The organism is Kovacikia sp. CALU 1929 (assembly GCF_056784235.1).
In genome coordinates this window covers 1-19,832 of the sequence record NZ_JBXBCF010000116.1, presented here as the reverse complement: position 1 = coordinate 19,832, position 19,832 = coordinate 1, and the positions used below count along the sequence as shown (strand labels likewise).

Sequence of the window (19,832 nt, the reverse complement as noted above, 5' to 3'; positions counted from 1 at the left end):
AAAAACTTGACCTACAACTTGCTGCGCTTAGTGTTCTGGCAAACGCGCCCACTTGAGGGATAGATCTGCCCAAAAATCGGGTATTGAGTCAGGTTAGACGCTCTATGCGCCGCAGATTTTGCTGGCCGAAGCCCAGCAATTGACCATGAGACTGTTATGAGACTGAAAATTGCTAGAAAACCAATTAATCGAGGTGCCCTCTAGCAACTGCTTAATCTGGCGCAATTGTTAATTAGCATTCCATCTCATGGAGTAAGTTCCATGCCTTGCAAACGTGAGCTGCGCGTTAAGACCAAACTAGAGGAGCTTCCTCGTATCTTATCCTGGTTTAATAGCCTGAATGAATTCTCGATTCCTAGAGCGACCTGGATTCAGTGCCAAACAGCTCTGGCAGAAGGCTTTACGAATGCGGTGCGCCATGCTCACAAAAACCAATGCGTTGAAACTCCGATTGATATTGAAGTCATTGCGTCAGACGCATCACTGCAAATCAGAGTTTGGGATCACGGGTCTGAGTTCAATCTGCAACAGAAGTTAAAAAGTTTACCCCAGATAGCAGATATGAATGCGGTGGGTGGATGGGGAATTCAGTTAATCGCTCACCTCACAGATAATTTTAGCCATACAAGAACAGCGAGCGATCGCAATTGCTTGTTGTTAGTCAAACACTTTCTTCCCGCCCCACCATTATCGTGATTTAGGCAGTGAAACGAAAGCCTGTACATAAACTTACATATCCATTTCAAGCAAATCTAATTTGCAATAAAGAGCAATCATCTGAGAACCCACTTCCATTACTGCTTTGCTCAATTGATTGAATCATCTGCTTGAGGGGTCTAGAGTTAGTATATTCCGTCAGCATGGTGATGAAATTGTTTAATGTCCAGATGCTTCCATCTGCTTGCTTAATTTCATAAATACCATCACTAAAAACGTAAAGTGTACTCTCTTCACTAATCTGACAACGACCGATGGTATATTTACTATCTGGGAACATTCCAATCGGTGTACCACGGGTTTTGAGTTGCTGAACTTGGGTTTCTGTTCCATTGTGTGAAAGTAGCACAGCCGGGGGATGCCCAGCACTGGAATAGAAAAGCTGACGCTTTTGACAATTGTATACGCCATACCAGATCGTGAAATATTGTTGATTCAGGTTGCTCATCTGAAATGTTTCATTCAATGCTTGGAGAACCCGGTTCGGTTGATAAAAATTGGTATCAGGTAAAGATTGAGTTCTGAGTAAACTCTGTACCGTTACCGATGGTAGGGCAGACTTAAGCCCATGCCCTGAAACATCTAACAGGTAAATGACTAAATAATCAGGGTCTAACCAGAAATAATCGAAACAATCCCCACCTAACTGAATGGATGGTAGAAATTGGTAGTCAATGCTGACAGCACCTGTCATCGGATTGGGTAGGAGAGAGGAAACATAGTCACCTGCTCCTTTTAGTTCGGCTTCCAACCGTTGTTTTTGAATCTGTAATTCGTGGGTAAGCTGCTGTAGCTTCTGCGTCGATTCACGCAGTGCTTGAGCAGTCTGATAGAGCCGAAGTCCTGCCTGTACTCGGGCTCTGAGTTCCGTTACTTCAATTGGTTTCGATAGAAAATCATCTGCTCCTGTATCTAAACCTTTGACCCGATCAACCAGAGTTGTCCGGCCAGTTAGCAGAATAAAAAATGCAGAAGCAAGCTGGGAATCCGCCTTGATCCGTTGACAGACTTCCAGCCCGTCCATTCCCCGCATTTCCCAGTCACAGATAATTAGAGCTGGAGCATTCTGCTGCGCCCGAGCAATTCCTTCTTCACCGCTCTGGGCAATCTCGACTTCATAGCCTTGTCCTTGCAGCATCTTATTGAGCACTAACTGAACGAATCGATCATCATCAATGATCAGAATTCGCAAGTTTGAGTCCGACTTTAATCCTCTGTGCTGTGGGTCTTGAGTCATCATTTCTTGGCAGTTAACGAGATCTGGGATGGCTAGGCGCTTAGGTAGGGAGGATGGATTGCTGCGAAGCAATGCGATCTCCCCCTGCTTGTTTTGCCCGATAAAGCATCTGGTCTGCACTTCCAACCAGCATTGTTGGAGTTAATTCATGGCAAGGAATGATGCTGGCTACGCCAAAACTCAAAGTCACCTGGGAACTGACTACAGATTTGACATGAGGAATAGCGGCTTCTTTGATGGCTGTCCGCATGGACTCAGTCACATGCACTGCCCCCTTTAGCCTAGTATTTGGTAAGACAACCGCAAATTCTTCTCCCCCATATCTAGCGACAAGATCGGCCGGACGACGAACCATACGGTTAATTACCTTGGCAACGTGCTTCAAGCAATCGTCACCTGCCTGATGCCCGTAGGTGTCGTTGTATAGCTTAAAGCAATCAATATCGCAGAAAATGAGTGATAAAGGTTGCTGTTCTCTTGCCATCCGCTTCCATTCCAGATCCAAGTATTCGTCGAAACGACGACGGTTTGCGACTTGGGTTAGCGCGTCAATCATCACTAATCGTTGTAAAACTTCATTGGTTGCTTCCAACTTTTGATTTGCAATTTTTAACTGGTGTTGTAGGTGAGCTTGATAAATTAGCCGACGAACTCGTTGGCGGAGCACTGCCCAATGAATCGGCTTGGTTACATAATCGGTTGCCCCGGTATTAAATGCCTGATCAACTGATTCCTGGTCGTCCAATCCCGTTACCATCAAGATTGGGGTTGGTTCGCCAGCAAATAAAGTTTGTAATTTTGAACAACACTCAAATCCATCCATGAACGGCATAATGGCATCCAGTAAAACCATATCTGGATGCAGCCGAGTGAAAGCCTCTAAGCCCTCTTGTCCATTGTGGGCTTCGGCAACCTGATACCCTTCCCGTTCCAGGTAACGGCGGAGCTGTATTCGAGAAAATGCTTCATCGTCTATCACCAGAATTAAAGGCGAAGCATTTGCAGCAAGTGTCATACTCATTATTCTTTCTCATTCTCGCAATTCAACAAAATTTGCAGGAACAGATGCACCGACTTGAGGTTTTAATTTTCTTAAGGCGGGTTCAACCCGTTGGTATTCAGATTCAATGCTGGCAAAAATGATCGCGCTTTGATCAAAGGCAGACAGTTGAGCAGCGATTTCTAGTTCCTGAAAGAGTTTACTTAACGCGATCGCGCCCAAAAATGCACTACTGGCTTTCAAGCTATGGGCAGCCCGCCGGAGTTCCCCTGAGTCCTGATTGGAGATCGCTGCCCCCACCACTTGAAACGAAGCAGGTGCATCGGCTAGATAGTAGTCAATCAGTTCTGCCAGGGTTTCATCGGCAGCATCTCCCATCCCTTGTCGGAACGATTCTAGTGTGGTCAACTTGAGTGGAGGCGCGTCGATTACTGAAGTGTCAGGTGATGCAGAAGTGGACTCTGTTAGGGTTTCAAAATTCGCCTCTGGTGGGTTAGGGCATGAGTTCAATGATTGACAAGCCCTCAGTGCCTGTTGTAGGTCTTCAATTCGGATGGGCTTTGCAATATAATCGTCCATACCAGCTTGCAGACACAGTTCGCGATCGCCTTGCATGGCATTTGCTGTCATGGCAATTAGCTGCGGGCAGCAATGGGGTTGCCAGTTCTGCCGAATTTGCCGAGCCGCTTCCAATCCATCCATCTCTGGCATCTGCACATCCAACAACACAACATCGTAAACCTGACGTTTTAGGGCTTCCAAAACTTCTAACCCGTTACCTGCAACATCCGCACGGTATCCTAACCGCTCCAGCATCAATAGGGCAATCTTCTGGTTCACACGATGATCTTCCGCCAGTAGAATGCGCAGAAGCGGCGCTTGGTTGGCATCAGAATTAGTCGGTTCAACAACGACTCTGGTTGGATGCGCTTGACTCTTCTGATGCGTCAAAGCTTGGAGCAATGCTACGTGCAGCTGGGTTGGCTTAATTGGTTTGGTCAGAAATGTTGTAAAGTGATCTGATTCAACTTGAGCAAAGGTTTCAGGTTTACCGATAGAACTCAACATTACCAAGGGCAAGTCTTGATACTCAGGCTGACTGTGGATCTCAGTTGCCAGCATTGTGCCATCCATGGTCGGCATTTGCATATCTAGAATCGCCAGATCAAATGGTTCTCCCTGACGAATCAAATGCAGCGCTTCTGTCCCAGAGGCGACTGCTCGAGGTTGCATCTGCCAGAATTGGGTGTGGAGACTAAGAATTTGTCGATTGGTTGCATTGTCGTCCACAATTAAAACTCGTTTTGCAACCAGTGAGGATTGGGGTAACGCAATATCCGACTTGGGTGCGACCTGAACCATGATGGTGAAGTAAAAAGTGGAACCGACTCCTGGCTGGCTCTCTACCCAGATTTTGCCGTCCATCAACTCACTCAATCGTTTACAAATCGCTAGCCCTAACCCCGTACCACCATAATGACGGGTGGTTGATGAATCCACCTGGCTAAACGCTTTGAACAGTCGCTCCAGCTTGTCTTCGGGAATGCCAATTCCCGTATCTCTGATGGCAAACTGAATTTCATGGAGAGGGGAAATATACTTAGAATAGTTTTCGTGAATATCCACTGTTTGCACCGGATTGGCACTGACCGAGACTACAACCTCGCCCGTATCTGTAAATTTGATGGCATTGTTTAGCAAATTAACTAGAATCTGGCGTAATCGGGTGACATCTCCTAGCAGCATGTGAGGGACATTTGGAGTCATCAAGTAAGCCAGTTCTAAATCCTTTTCAGTGGCTTTGGTAGCCAGCAAATCTAATGCTTCTTCAATGCAAGTGGCAAGGCTAAAAGGATGTTGCTCTAACTCCAATTGACCCGACTCAATCTTAGAAAAATCAAGAATGTCATTGATGATCGTCAGCAGCGAATCACCACTTGTGCGGACAATTTCAACAAACTCTCGCTGTTGAGCAGAAAGTTCAGTATCCAGTAGTAATCCTGTCATCCCGATTACTGCATTCATTGGAGTACGGATTTCATGGCTCATGATCGCCAAAAAGTTGCTTTTTGCTTGATTTGCCTTATCCGCCACTCGTTTTGCCTGCTCCAAAGCAAAGTTTTGCATCGTTAGCTTTTCTCGTTGCAATGTCTCTTGCTCGAGTAAATCTGCTTGAGTCAAGGCAATGCCAACCTGATCTGCTAGTTGTGTCATAGCCTGCACTTCATGAGAGCGCCATTGTCTGGAATTGGAGCATTGATGGGCAATCAGGAGTCCCCAGAGTTGAGGTTGATCAACTGCTCCCTGCCCTTGAATGATAGGAACGACAAGATTAGCTTTGACCTGAAATTTAGCCAGCATTTCTCGATGGCAGGTAGTCAAAGGTGCTTGGTTGATGTCTCCAATGGCTAATGTTCTACCCTGGCAGTATTTCTCCCAACCCCCGTCCTGCAAGCAAGTATCCTGAATCCTAAGACCCAAGGTGGAAGCCCAGGTTGAGGTGACCGATTCAACTGCAATAGTGCCATCCCATTCTGCCCCAAAGCGGTAGATGATCACCCGGTCTGCTTGAAGGAATTGCTGGACTTCCGCAACAGCAGTTTTCAGAATCTCCTCTAAATTGAGTGATTGACGAATTTTTAGCGTCATTGCATTAAGTAAGTGTGCCCGCTGATTCTGGCTTTGCAGTTCTGCTTCGGCTTGTTTGCGGCCTGTAATATCGCTGACAGTACCGATAAAACCCATTACTTTCCCTTCACTGTTGACCAATGGAGCTGCCTGCCCAAATATCCAAGCGACCGATGTGTCAGCACGCAAAAAACGATATTCCAGACCAAATTCTTGACCGTCGCGAATGCTTTTTTGCCATTCTGTTAGTACCGTTTTGTGATCATCGGGATGCAAAGCTTGGACCCAACCATCTGCACGAGCCTGTTCAAGCGAAAGTTGGGTTAGCTGAGACCAGCGATCATTAACATAGGTGCAATTTCCCCTGGCATCAGCCAGGTAAATCCCCACTGGTGCAAATCGAGAGAGGGTACGGAACCGATGTTCACTGTCTCGCAGGGAAGCCTCGGCTTGTTTGCGGATAGTGATATCTGTGATTTGGGCCACAAAGTAAAGGGGAAATCCTTCAGGATCACGGGTGAGAGAAATATTGAGCAGTCCCCAAACAATATGTCCTAATTTGTGGAAATAGCGTGTCTCTGTTTTATAGGTACGGCTCTTTCCAGCTAGCATCGCTGTCAGTGCCTTCTGAGTGTTATCGAGACACTCTGGATGAGTAATATTTTGTAACTGCCGAACCAATAATTCTGCTTCTGAGTAACCCAATATATCACAAAGGGATTGATTGACTTGCAACCATCTTCCTGTCTGGGAGATCAATGCCATTCCCGTTGCGGCATGGTCGAAGGCTCCTCGGAAAAGCACTTCGTTTTCTTGCAGAGCTGTTTCTGCCTGTTTGCGTTTGATAAATTGACCAATCTGGCTACCGATCGCTGTTAGCATATTGCTTAACTCTCGATCTGGAAGTTGGGTTTGCTGACTGAGACAACTAATGACGCCTAATACATCACCTTTGTAAAGGATTGGAAATCCAAATGCACTTTTCAAGCCGGCTTTCGTTGCGCTCTCATCATTCAGAAAGCGTTCATCTTGGGTGACATCACTGATCCAAATGGGCTTTTTAGTCTGCCAAACTCGCCCTGCCAATCCCTCACCTGAATGGAACATTAACTGTCGATTCAACCTGATAAATTCTGCAAGGTTTGGAGAATTCTTGTACCAGATGTCGAGAGAGTGCAGTTGTTGAGTTTGCTTATCGAGCTGCCACAATTCACCCACATCCCACTCTGTTCCTTTGCAGAGTACCTGTAAGATCTTGGGAGTAACCAATTCTAAGGTCGCTGCTTTAGTCAATATTTTGGTCACTGCACACTGAGCTTTTAGCCATCGTTCTGCCCGTTTGCGTTCATCAATTACCCGGGCCAAAGTTTGAACATTTCGTCGTAGCTCTAATTGAGTCATCACCTGGCGGGCGATCGCTGCCAGTGCCTGTAACTGCTGAGAAGACAATTTTCTGGGTACAGAATCAATCACGCACAGCGTTCCCAGGGCATACCCTTCGGAATTGATTAGGGGCGCGCCCGCATAGAACCGAATATGAGGAGCATCTGTGACCAACGGATTTTCAGCAAAACGCTCGTCTTTGGATGCGTCTGACACAATCAGAGTTTCAGGCTGCGCGATCGCATAGACACAAAACGCCAGGTTTCGTGCCATCTCCATAGATTCCAGTCCGATTTTGGATTTGAACCACTGGCGGTTTCCATCAACCAAACTAATGAGTGCGATCGGGGTCTTACAGATGGTGGCTGCCAACAACGTCAAATCATCAAAAACTTCCTCTGATTCGGTGTCGAGGATTTGATAGCTGAGGAGAGCGGTTATTCTCTGAATTTCATTGGGAAGAATTGGAACCTGCATACGATCAGTTTAAGTCTGAGAAAGTCAATATCAGCGCTATTTCACACATCAGCGCTATTTCACACCTTGGTACAGATAAATAGGCTTAACAGCAACTGTATGCGAATTCAGTGTTCCCATTTTTTGCGTTATTAACTTACATATCGAAATATAATGTCAAGCTCCAGTAATATAGCAACTAACATTGGACTACATAGGCATGGGGTTTGGTCGAGAAACTTAGGTCAAAAAATTCAGGGTTTTCCTGATGCCAGACTATAAAAATCTGGAATAGCTTAGAGAAGGAAACAAGAGTAAGGTCGCTGACAAAGAGTATCTTTGTCTTTGATAGCCAGGGCAATTCTAACTATGGCAACCGTTGGAATGGTTCTGGCTTTCTTCCAATCACAAATTTGTTTTCGTCTTTTCAGGTGTAGTCTTCCATCGGTCAAGAGTATGGACACGCTAACTCATTCAACATCCTCTTCCACACAGCATTGCTTGATGGAAGCTGTGATTGAATCTTCTCTAATTAAAGTAGAACCCAATACCCCACTTTCAAAGGCGATCGCCCTGATGAGTGATGAATGTCAGAACGCACTCTCAGATTGTGTTGTTGTGATGGATGACCTAAAGCTAGTCGGCATTGTGACCGACTGGAACTTCGTACGGTTAATTGGCAGTGAAGTTCCGATTGAGCAACTAACGATAGCAGATATCATTGAAGAATTGCCCGTCACTTTACTAGAACATGGTATGAGTGATCCATTTGTTGCCTTATCATTGCTGCATGAATATGGTAACCGCCATCTACCTATTTTAGGAGATGATGGTTGCTTACTGGGTTTAGCGACACCAACCAAAATTCATCAGGTGTTAAAACCCTCAAATCTATTGAAGCTAAAACCAGTCAGTGCTTTGATGACTGATCAGGTTGCTCATGCTGATTTAAATGTGTCAGCGCTTCGTCTTGCACAACTTATGACAGAGTACCAGACTACCAGTGTCGTTGTTGTGGATGAAAATAGTGAGCAAGGACTGGTACCCGTTGGGATCGTTACAGCACAGGATATTGTCAAACTAAAGAACCAGGGATGCGCACTCTCTCAGATGCTTGCACGGACAGTTATGCATACACCGCTGGTTTGCCTGTCACCCTCTGATTCTCTCTGGCTTGCCTATGAAGAAATGCAGCAGCAGCAGGTTCAGTGTTTGGTTGTGACAGATAACCAGACTAAGTTGTTGGGAGTCGTGACGCAGATGGAAATATTGCATGCGATCAATCCAACTCAAATGCACAGATCAGGACAGCAACTACGGCAGTCGTTCAGACAATTGGAAGTAGGTAAAGTAGATTTACTGCAAAACCATACCTCCGAATTAGAACGGTTGGTACGGACACGTACAGCACAACTAGAGGAACAGGCAAAGTGCGATCGCCTCCTAGCAACCACAACTCTTCGGATTCACGAATCACTCAATCTGCAAGAAATTCTCTCGACAACTGTCTCAGAAGTCCGGCAACTGCTTCAGACTGATCGGGCAGTCATTTATCGCCTCAACCAATATCACAGTGGGGAGGTTGTGGTTGAGTCCATCAAACCTGGATGGACTCCCATGTTAGGCAAAACCTTTTACGACCCGTGTTTTGCTGACCAATACTTGGAAGCTTACTTGCTTGGACGAGTTCAGGCAGTTGAAGATATCTATAAATCAGGTCTATCTCAATGCTATATTGACCTGTTAGCTCAGTTTCAAGTTAGAGCTAATCTTGTTTTACCAATCATTTGTGAACAAAAGCTGTGGGGCTTGCTGGTGACCCAGCATTGCGCTCAACCTTGGCGCTGGCACAACTGGGAAATCCGGTTGCTGACACAGATTGTGAGGCAGGTTGGTATCGCTCTGCACCAGTCAGAATTGTATGCGCGGGCGCAGATGGAACTGAAAGAACGCCAGCGAGTTGAAGAAGAACTCAGCCGTTTATTTAATCTGTCTCTCGATATGGTCTGTGTGGCTGGGATTGATGGATACTTCAAGCGGTTGAATCCGGCATTCTCTCAGACACTAGGCTATTCTAAACAGGAATTGCTGGAAATGCCGTTTCTCGATTTGGTGCATCCGGACGATCAGCAGGCAACGCTTGCTGAAATTGAAAAGCTTTCCTATGGGAGACCTGTAGACTATTTTGAAAATCGCTGCCGTTGTCCAGATGGTTCCTATCGCTGGCTGGCATGGACAGGTGTGCCCGATGATCCAGTTAAACATTTGTTCTATGCGATCGCCCGCGATGTCACAGCCCAAAAAGAATCTGAACAGCTACTCAAACAAAATAATGATGAACTGGAAGTGAAGGTTGAAGAACGCACTGCTTCCTGGCGGCATGCGAACGAACAACTACTGGTCGAAATTGCAGAACGTAATCGTGCAGAGAAGGATCTTAGAAAAGCCAAAGACCAGCTTCAGGCAGTTCTCGATGCAGTCCCCGGACTAGTTTCTTGGATCGGTAATGATCTCTGCTATCTGGGTGTCAATCGCCACATTGCAACCACCTTTAACAAAACTATTGAGAGCTTTACTGGTCAGCCTATTGGATTTCTAAAGGGAAGCTCTCAATTTATAGACTTTTTCCAGCAGTTTTTTGCTAAACCGATTCAAACTGATTCCCATGAAATTACAGTAGAAGTTGGTGGAGCCTACCGTAACTATTTGATTGTGGCACAAAAGTATGACCATAATCAGGCAGCTGTTTCGGTTGGAATTGATATTAGCGATCGCAAGCAAGTTGAAAGCGCCTTGCAAGAAAGTGAAACAAAATTCCGCAATCTAGTTGAGCAGACGAACGATTGGGTGTGGGAAATGGATTGCGACCTGCGGTTTATCTATCTCAATCCGCGAATCCAGGATATTACTGGATATTCCTCAGAGGAAGTACTAACCAAACAGATTTTTGATTTCATGCCTGCTGATGAAGCGGTACGTTCTGCAACTGTACTGAATTACTTCATGCAAGCACATGAATCTTTTAGTCAAATAGAGACAACCATTCTGCATAAGGCAGGACATCTCGTAGTACTGGAAATTAGTGGTTCCCCTGTTTTTACAAATCAGGGAGAATTACAAGGTTACCGCGGCATTACCCGCGATATCACTGAACGTAAACAAGTGGAGCGAGACATTCGCATCGCCCTCACCAAAGAGAAAGAATTGAACGAACTTAAGACACGCTTTATTTCAATGGCATCCCATGAGTTCCGTACCCCATTGACCACTATTCTGGCTTCAGCAGAGTCTCTAGAGCGCTATCAAGTCAAGTGGACAGAAGATAAGAAGCGATCTGCTTTACAGCGGATTCAGACTGCTGCAAAGCATATAGCCGATTTATTGAGGGATGTGCTGACTTTTAGCCAAGGAGAAGCCGGAAAGTTGGAGTTTGACCCACATCTGCTAAATCTGGAACAATTCTGTGCTGATCTGGTAGAGGAATTTCAATTTCAAGAAGGTAGTTCCCAACGGATTCTCTTTATTCAATCAGGTGACCATCAGGGATGGGTGGATGAAAAGCTTCTACGGCACATACTGATTAACTTAGTTACAAACGCCTTAAAGTATTCACCAACCGAAACCACTGTACGGCTAGAACTTACCTGTCGCGATGGGATCGCTATCTTTCAAATCCAGGATGCAGGAATTGGGATTCCCACCAATGAACAGAAACGGTTGTTTGACTCGTTCTATCGAGCAACTAACGTGGGAAATATTCCTGGTACTGGCTTAGGGCTGGCAATTGTCATGCGAGCTGTTGAGGCTCATAGAGGCATGGTCTCTATTGACAGCGAAGTTGGTCAAGGAACTACTTTTACGATTACCCTACCTATTATCGAAGTGAGATCAGAATCATGAAGAAGATTTTAGTAATTGAAGATGAACAGGCTATTAGAGAAAGTATTTTAGATATTCTCAATTCTGAAAACTTTTACGCTCTTAGTGCAGAAAATGGACAGGTGGGCGTACAGATAGCAAATGAGTTTCAGCCTAACCTGATTTTGTGCGACGTAATGATGCCAGAACTAGATGGCTACGGTGTTTTAAATCAGTTGCGGCAAAATGTCAGGACTGCCACGATTCCATTTGTATTTTTGACAGCAAAGGCAGATAAACATGATTTTCGCCAGGGTATGGATTTAGGAGCTGATGATTATCTGACCAAACCGTTTACCCACGGTGATCTGTTGCAGGCGATCGCCACCCGTCTAGATAAACAAATGACCGTTGAGCACCAATCGCAGCAAAAGTTAGATGAGCTGCGGCAGAGTATCAGCCTTTCCCTACCTCACGAACTCAGTACTACCCTGACAGCCATCAGCGGCTTATCTGAGTTGCTGATAGAAGACTATGCATCTGCTCCACGGGAAGAAATCCTGGAGATGGCAGAATGCATTCAGGCGAGTTCCAAACGCCTACATCGACTCGTTCAGAACTTTTTACTGATTGCCAGGCTGGAGATTTTAGCAGCTAATCCTGAACAAATGGCAATTCTACGTCGGGAAAGATTGGAGGAAACAAAGGCAGTTATTGCAATCATCGCTCGCTCCAAAGCCACGCAATATCAACGAGAAATTGACTTGCAATTGGATTTAGCATCAGTTTCAGCAAGAATTTCTGAGCCTAAATTAAAGAAAGTTGCTGAAGAGCTGCTAGACAATGCCTTTAAATTTTCCTCAGCAGGATCTCAAGTGCGAGTTTTTACTTCTTGCCATCGTGATCATTTCATCCTACATGTGATCGATTATGGACATGGAATGACGGCAGAGCAAATTGCTAAGGTGGGTGCTTATATGCAATTCGATCGGGATTTACTGGAGCAACAAGGAAATGGATTAGGATTGGCGATCACGAAACGCCTTGTCGAACTTCATGGTGGAGAACTCATCATTGAAAGTATTCCAGAGAAACAAACTATCATTCGAGTTTCACTTCCCCGTTAGGCTTCAATTCGCTTGGGTTATATTGTCGGGTGTGGGGGTTTGCCCCCACACCCCTTTTAGTTTCATGCCCTAACACTCCTGGCGATCGCGATTGTTTGTATCTTTGTCTGAATGCTTTGTCTCTACTGAACAGGGGATGAATAGGCTGAAGATAGCTCCTTTGGGTTGATTCTCCTCAACACTGATTGAGCCACCGTGGGCTTCGATCGCCATCTTGCAGAAGGCTAATCCCAGTCCAATTTGAGAAATACCTTGCATCAGCGTTCCAATTTCATATTTCTCAAAGATGCCATCCCTTAACTCTTTGCGAACTCCTGGACCTGAATCTGCAACTTGAATTGTGACTGCACCCGTTTCCAAATAATTGGCTGTCAAAATCACTTGCCCGTTAGAAGGAGAAAACTTAATTGCGTTCGAGAGGAGGTTGTCCAATATACGGCGAAAGATTGCAGGATCGATATCTACACTGCCACCAAACTCTGGCAATTGGCTGATTAGCTTCACCTTTTTCTGAGCGGCGATCGCCTCAAAGTCTTCAATCGCCGAGGTGCAGGGGGCGCAAAGGTCTACTTCTGTTCGATTGAGAGCCATCTTGCCCGACTCAAGCTTTGCCATCAGGAGCAGGCTGTCAATCAACGATTGCAATTGATGCCCAGCGATCGCAATTTGCTCAATTCTAGCTTGCTGCGTTTCAACCTGAAAACTGGGATGTCGAAGCAAATCAGCCGTTAGCAAAATACTGGTGAGAGGATTGCGCAAATCGTGCACAATCATATTCACCATATCTTCTCGCAGCTTTAACAATGCCTGCAAATCGTCATATTGCTGTTTGATTTGCAGCATAGACCGAACTCTTGCGCGTAGCTCTGTGCTATTCACGGGCTTACTAATAAAATCACTTGCCCCTGCTGCCAAACATCGAGCCAGATCTTCTTTTGTGTTTAGTGCAGTGACCATGACGATCGGGATCATTTGCCAACAAGCTTGGGTTTTGATGGTTCGACAAACTTCGATGCCGTCAATACCAGGCATCATGACATCCAACAGGATCACATCGGGCTGAAAAGAATCCAGTTGTTCAAGGGCTTTTTGTCCACTGGGAGCATAATTCAATTGATAGCCTTCACTATCCAAAAAGGTTTCAATCACATCAAAATTATTCGGCTCATCATCAATTACCAGAATCGAAGGCTGTGTGTCCATGAATCACTCGTTATGGTTGCAGAAGTTGTTGAATTAAACTTGCCAGTTGTTTTAACCGGACAGGTTTCGTCATGTAGTCGGTTGCGCCCGCTTCCAGGCAGAGATCGCGATCGCCCGGCATTGCCAGTGCAGTCAGGGCAATAATCGGAATCTTTGCTAAAGCTGGCTCTAGTCGAATGAGGCGGGTCGCTTCCAAACCGTCTATACCAGGCATTTGAATGTCCATCAAAATCAGGTCAGGCAGTTGAGCTTTAGCAAGGTCAACCGCTTCCTGCCCATTGGTTGCTAAGATCATCTGGTAGCCCCGACTTCCTAGATAGCCTGTGATTGTATAAACATTTGCCTCATTGTCCTCAACGAGCAAAATTCGGGTCAGTGCTGTCAATGCGGCGGGTTCCGAGCAAGATACTGGCAGTCGAGCTTGAGCTGGAGCGGCTTCTGGTAGAGGCTGAGCAACTCCACTACCGTCAACATAGGGTAGACAAACGGTAAAGCAACTTCCTTTGCCAATCTCGCTGGTGACACTCACCTGCCCTCCATGCAATTCTGTGATGCGCTTGACGAGAGCAAGTCCCAGACCTGTTCCATCCTGTTGACGATTCAGGCTGCTATCAATTTGAACAAAGGATTGAAACAGATTGCCCAACTCCTCCGGTGCAATTCCAATCCCTGTATCAGTTACTGAGAAGGAAAGATTCCAAGCCGATTGAGCGAAGCGAGAAGCCATCATATCCTCTCGTCTCAGGTTCACCTCTAAGGTCACTTTTCCGCCCGCGGTCGTAAACTTAACGGCATTGTTGAGTAAGTTAATCAATACCTGGCGCATCCGTCTTTCGTCTACGGCAATCTCTTGCAAGTTAGGTTGAATAGTGATTTGCAGTTGAATTCGTTTCTGCATGGCTTGCTGCTTGATGAATGCAAGGCTCGATTGACAAAGGCTGCTGGCTGAAACGGGAGCAATTTGCAATTCAAATTTGCCCGCTTCAATTTTGGCTAGATCGAGGATGTCGTTAATTAACTCGAGCAGGTGTCTACCGCTGCTTTCAATGGTAGATACGGCGTGCTGCTGCCGTTCGGTCAAACTCCCAAAGATTTTTTCCTGCAAGCCCTCAGACATGCCCAAAATCGCGTTCAAAGGTGTTCGCAGTTCATGACTCATGTTTGCCAGAAACTCGTCTTTTAGTCGGGTAGCACGAGCAAGTTCAGCATTAGTTTGACGTAACTCAGCATCAATTTGCTTGCGCTCAGTGATTTCGGATGCCGCCCCCACAATTTGCTTCGGACGCTGTTCGGCATCGCGGGTAAACACCGTGGCACGACTGATAAACCAATGCCAGTTGCCCTGACGATCTCGCAAGCGATACTCTAGTTCTAAAATGTCTGTGTCGCTTGCAGTGGTAAACCGAGCGTGATATTCCCTCACTTTTGGTAAATCATCGGGATGAACAAGCGGAATGAACAAATTATTTCCTAGGGCATTTACTTCGGCAGCTAAGTAGTTCAATACGCTGGCAATTCCCCGGTTGGAGTAGACCATTTGGCGTTCTTGCAAATCGTAAATATAGAGAATATCTGGGCTAGCTTCCGTAATGCGCTGGATCAGATATTGACTTTCTTGGAGAGCAAGTTCCATCTGTTTGCGCTCTGTGATATCTTCGTAAGTCGCCAAAATTCCGATGATCGTTCCGTCTGTTTCTCGCAGCGGAACTTTGTTGGTTTCTAACCAGAGATAGGAACCATCTGGTTTATGCAGTGTTTCTAAGATATGCAGTTCTGGTTCTCCGGTTGCCATGACGCGGCGATCGCATTCAAAATAATGTTCAACCTCTGCCAGAGTTGAAGAAAGTTCATCCGTACCCTTGCCCACAACTTCTTCTGGTGTCAAGCCTGCATCCTGGGCGAAATTACGGTTACAACCTAAAAAGACAGAATTTCGATCTTTCCAGAAGATCCGTTGGGGAATGCTGTCCATGACTAAAGTCAAAAGCTGGTTGGCTTGAGCTAGCTCCGCAGTTCGCTGTTCCACCCGTTGTTCCAACTCAACATTCAATTGATGCACTTGTTTTTCAGCCTGAATCCGGGCTGTGATATCGGTGATCGTGCCCACATAGCCAATGATCTCCCCGTTTTCACCTTGCTCTGCCACCGCTTGACCATAGACGCAGGTGATGGTGCCGTCAGGACGTTGAAACCGATACTCCAGTCGGAATGGGCGATTTTCTTGGGCTGCCTGATACCACTCAGCTGTGATGATATCTTGATCATCCAGGTGCAATCCCTGTTTCCAACCTGCTCCTAACGCTTCTTGCGGTTTGAGTCCAGCAATCTGACACCAACGGTCATTAACATAAAGACAATGACCGCTGGTGTCGGTGCGGAAAATGCCTACAGGTGAGGCTTCTGTCAGGGATGCATAGCGGCGTTCACTTTGTCTCAGGATAATTTCAGCTTGCTTGCGATCGCTAATGTCGCGGCACGAATAGAGAATAGTTCCCTCACCGATCTGGACGCGCTTAACATTGACTAAAACGGTATGCAGTCTGCCCTGTTTGTCCTGAATTTCTTGTTCGATATTGGCAATCTCACCGCAGATAGTTAATTGCTGCAAGTCAAACAGTGTGCTGCCCAGTAAGGTGTCAATCGACCCCATGTCCCATACTTCAGTGACGGTGTAGCCAAACAAGATATGAACATTCGGACCGATAAACGTCAGATGACCTGTGTCATCAGTCATAAAAACCGCATCGGATATGGTGCTCAGGGTTGTCCGGTACAGCTTCTTGGATTCCCGCAGTAAGGTTTCAGTTCGCTGGCGTTCTTGCAGTTCGATCTGAGCTTGCTGATACAGTTCTGCTTGCTGAATCGCGATCGCTGCTTGGGTCGAGATCTGCTGTACCAGTTCAATTTCTTCTGCTTTCCAGTACCGGAGAGCGTCGTTTTGAGCTGCTAAAATTAGTCCCCACAGGCGATCATTGACGATAATCGGCAGTAGAATTTTTGCCCGCACCTCTAGCATGATCAGCAAATCCCGGTGGCAGGAGGTCATCATATCAGTCATGATGTCGTTCACAACCCGGATGCGACCGTTGCTGTAAGGTTCCACCCAGTTGGTAGCGAAACAAGGATCAACGACCGTGTGCCCCAAGAAGGATTTCCAGCCAGCGGTTACAGATTCTGCCAGAACGGTTCCAGTCCAATCAGGCTGAAACTGATAAATCATGACGCGATCGCACTCCAACCATTGCCGTACTTCCGTCACGATGGCATTGAGGGTATCTGGTAAATTTAGCGACGCTCGAATTCGATTGGAGATTATACTTAATAGTTTTTCCCGTTCTGCTCCAGAGCGAATTTCGGCAGTTCGTTCCACAATTTCTGCTTCCAGTTCTACCGTCCGCTGTTGCAATAATTCCAGTTTTTCTGCTTCTAACTGAGACACCCGTTCCTCTAATCCCTCAAGTTGCTTGTAAAGCTCGATCGGGCTGAGTGTTTGCAGCAACGTACTCTGGGTGACAATGCCGACAAGCTCACCCTGCTTGCCAACGACCACCACGCGACTCACCCGGTAGGTTTGCATCAGCGATCGCACCGATAGCAGTGAATCATCAGGAGGCACTGAAAACACCGGTTGGCTCATCACATGACTTGCCTGAATCTGCTCAAAGTTAAGACCCAGAGCTTGAAACTGAACAATATCCCGCTCGGTAATAACTCCCACCGGAATTTTGAAAAATCCTGAGTTACTGCCTTCTAGTTGCCGCTCTTCTACAACCACGATTGAGCTGACCCGATGCTTTGCCATTCGTTGAGTTAGACTCAACACAGAATCGGTAGATTTAGCTGAGACAACTTTACAAATCATCACTTCCGATACTAAACGTAACCGGAACAGATTAATCGGTTGGAGTAACTGCTGTAGACTCTCATGGGTCAAGAGTCCCACAACCTGTTGCTTGTCGTCCAGAATTGGGAGATGACGAATTCGATGCTGTTGTAGCAAATTCATCGGCATGAATAGATCCGTGAATTCTGATTGCTGCAACGTAATGACGGATGGGGTCATGACCTCTGAGAGCGCCACTTCAGTTAGTTGTCTACCTTCAGCACTCAATCGAATCACATCTCGCTCAGTAAAAATGCCCAGCAGTTGGGCACCTTCCATCACCAGAACACAACTGCCCTGAGCTTCAGTCAACACAAAGCTCTCTGAATTAGCCTGATCCCCTAGAGAGCAATTTAGAGAACAACTCCCTCTCACCTGGCTCATCAACGTCAGCGCCTCAATTACCGATGTGGTCAGTGAAACAACTAATGGTTGGCGAACGATCGCCTGCTGAAAATCTATTTCAGAAAAAAGAGCTAGAGACATTTTGTGACAGTTGATTAAGCAGCGTGGGATTCAGGTCGAGTGCTTCTGAAAGATGGCTATCGAGACAGCAGTTTGGGACTCATTCATTAGAATTCCCATCAGTTTTTCATGCCTCAACGCATTGTTCAAAAACTCATCAAAAAGGGGTATCTATAAAGAAGGTGCTTTGTCAGGTTGAAGTTTTGTTCATTCGTTCCTTTAATTAGAGTCATGAAAAAAATTCTTGTGATTGAAGATGAATACGCACTGCGAAAAAACATCATCGAAATTCTGGAGCGGGATCAGTATCAGGTCATCAGCGCTGAGAATGGGCAAAAAGGTCTTGATCTAGTCCAAAGCCATCCAGTCGATCTGGTGCTTTGCGACGTGATGATGCCGGAGTTAACTGGGTATGAAGTTCTAGCTCAGATGCGATCGCTACCTGGAATCGCCCCCATCCCGTTTATCTTCTTGACAGCCAAAGCCGATAAACCTGACATCCGATACGGCATGGAGTTAGGGGCCGATGATTATCTGACCAAACCCTTTAATCGCACAGACTTGCTGAGTGCAGTCAAAGTCCGCCTGGAAAAGCAGGCAGCAGTGCATCATCAATACCAACAAAAGCTAGAAGAACTACGGGGACAACTTTCTACATACCTTCCCCATGAACTGCTAACGCCATTGAATAGCATGACTAGTTTATTAAGTTATTTGACTAGCTACGCTGCTATCCTGAAGGCTGAGGAAGTTTCTGATATTGCTAGTTTAGTCTGTAAGTCTGCCAAACGGATTGAAAAAACGATTCAGAACTCACTGCTGTTTGCAAAGCTCCAGCTAGACATTCAGAAGAACGATTTTTCCACCTATCAGCAGGAGAACTGTGACTGTTCTGAAAATGCGATTACGAATGCCGCGATGATTGTGACTCAACGAGCTAATCGGACGGTCGATTTGAGCTTGCAACGGAGTAATCGCGCACTTTTAATCGCTCGTTCAAACCTCGAAAAAATCGTTGAGGAGTTGGTAGACAATGCTTGTAAGTTCTCCCCATCAGAAACTCCAATTTATGTCACCACTGAATTTCGAGCAGATCAGTTCGGTTTGGAAATCACAGATCAGGGACATGGCATGACTCCTGCCCAAATAGAAGACATTGGAGCCTATGTTCAGTTTGAGCGCAAATTTTACGAACAACAGGGTTCAGGTTTAGGGCTGGTAATCGTTCGACAACTGACCCAATTACATGGCGGCAAGCTTGAAATCAACAGCGATCCGAAGGGAACAACTGTGCGAGTGACCTTACCTACACAAACCAATGATTGAGCCAGATCCGGTATCTAATCCTGAGTGCAACCAAGCTGAACTGTCTTTGCAAGCGAGTGAAGAACTGTTTCGGACGACGTTTGAGCAGGCGGCTGTAGGGCTAGCTCATATTGCTCCCAATGGTTACTTTCTGCGGGTTAACCAGAAGCTGTGTGAAATTGTTGGTTATCGACACCACGAGCTTTTGAAGAAGACGTTTCAAGAGATTACCCATCCCGACGATCTAGAAAACGATTTACAGTTTGTTCGGCAAATGCTGAAAGCGGAGATTCGGACTTACTCGATCGAAAAACGTTACATTCGTCGAGATACATCGATTGTCTGGGTTAACTTATCGGTTTCTCTCGTTCTTGATCACGATCGCCAACCAAAATATTTTATTGCTGTGATCGAAAATATTAGCGATCGCAAACAAGCAGAAGAGACATTACAGCGGTACACTCAAAGAGTTGCAGGGTTGCACAAAATCGATCGTGCCATTCTTGCCGAGAAACGGCCCCAGGAAATTGCCTGGGCAGCACTCTCCCATTTGCGACAGTTAATCAACTG

Annotated in this window: 10 protein-coding genes; 5 read left to right on the top strand and 5 right to left on the bottom strand. The window is 46.0% G+C overall.

Annotated elements, in window-relative coordinates; translation table 11 throughout:
- Positions 1–261: 261 nt before the first annotated feature.
- Positions 262–696, top strand: coding sequence for an ATP-binding protein (locus AC1S52_RS32310; protein WP_482033162.1), 435 nt, complete (start codon positions 262–264; stop codon positions 694–696).
- A gap of 46 nt (positions 697–742) precedes the next feature.
- On the opposite strand, the gene AC1S52_RS32305 is transcribed toward AC1S52_RS32310, so the two are convergent.
- The 3 genes from AC1S52_RS32305 to AC1S52_RS32295 are packed head-to-tail and all read right to left on the bottom strand — an operon-like array spanning position 743 to position 7,442.
- Positions 743–1,954, bottom strand: a complete 1,212-nt coding sequence (locus tag AC1S52_RS32305) for a PP2C family protein-serine/threonine phosphatase (protein WP_482033161.1) — start codon at positions 1,952–1,954, stop codon at positions 743–745.
- Positions 1,955–1,994: 40 nt separating this feature from the next.
- Positions 1,995–2,975, bottom strand: coding sequence for a diguanylate cyclase domain-containing protein (locus AC1S52_RS32300; RefSeq protein WP_482033160.1), 981 nt, complete (start codon positions 2,973–2,975; stop codon positions 1,995–1,997).
- 9 nt (positions 2,976–2,984) lie between these two features.
- Positions 2,985–7,442 (bottom strand): GAF domain-containing protein, encoded by a 4,458-nt coding sequence (locus AC1S52_RS32295; protein WP_482033159.1) that lies wholly within the window; start codon positions 7,440–7,442, stop codon positions 2,985–2,987.
- Between the two features lie 435 nt (positions 7,443–7,877).
- Between AC1S52_RS32295 and AC1S52_RS32290 the strand changes: the two genes are divergently transcribed.
- Positions 7,878–11,321 carry a PAS domain S-box protein gene (locus tag AC1S52_RS32290; protein ID WP_482033158.1) on the top strand — a complete coding sequence of 1,148 codons (3,444 nt, stop codon included), beginning with the start codon at positions 7,878–7,880 and terminating at the stop codon, positions 11,319–11,321.
- Positions 11,318–12,406 (top strand): hybrid sensor histidine kinase/response regulator, encoded by a 1,089-nt coding sequence (locus AC1S52_RS32285; protein ID WP_482033157.1) that lies wholly within the window; start codon positions 11,318–11,320, stop codon positions 12,404–12,406. The genes AC1S52_RS32290 and AC1S52_RS32285 overlap by 4 nt, the downstream gene beginning before the upstream one ends.
- 69 nt (positions 12,407–12,475) lie before the next feature.
- Here the strand turns inward: AC1S52_RS32285 and AC1S52_RS32280 are convergent, their stop codons facing one another.
- A complete protein-coding gene (locus AC1S52_RS32280) occupies positions 12,476–13,609 on the bottom strand; it encodes a hybrid sensor histidine kinase/response regulator (protein WP_482033156.1) in 1,134 nt (377 codons plus the stop codon).
- 10 nt (positions 13,610–13,619) lie between these two features.
- Positions 13,620–17,978: a PAS domain S-box protein gene (locus AC1S52_RS32275; RefSeq protein ID WP_482033155.1), complete on the bottom strand. Its 4,359-nt coding sequence runs from the start codon at positions 17,976–17,978 to the stop codon at positions 13,620–13,622.
- 210 nt (positions 17,979–18,188) lie between these two features.
- Between AC1S52_RS32275 and AC1S52_RS32270 the strand changes: the two genes are divergently transcribed.
- On the top strand, positions 18,189–19,283 hold the full coding sequence (locus AC1S52_RS32270; protein WP_482027690.1) for a hybrid sensor histidine kinase/response regulator: 1,095 nt from the start codon (positions 18,189–18,191) through the stop codon (positions 19,281–19,283).
- Positions 19,276–19,832, top strand: a 557-nt coding sequence (locus AC1S52_RS32265) for a PAS domain S-box protein (protein WP_482033154.1), incomplete at its 3' end; no start/stop codon positions are given. The genes AC1S52_RS32270 and AC1S52_RS32265, both read left to right, overlap by 8 nt.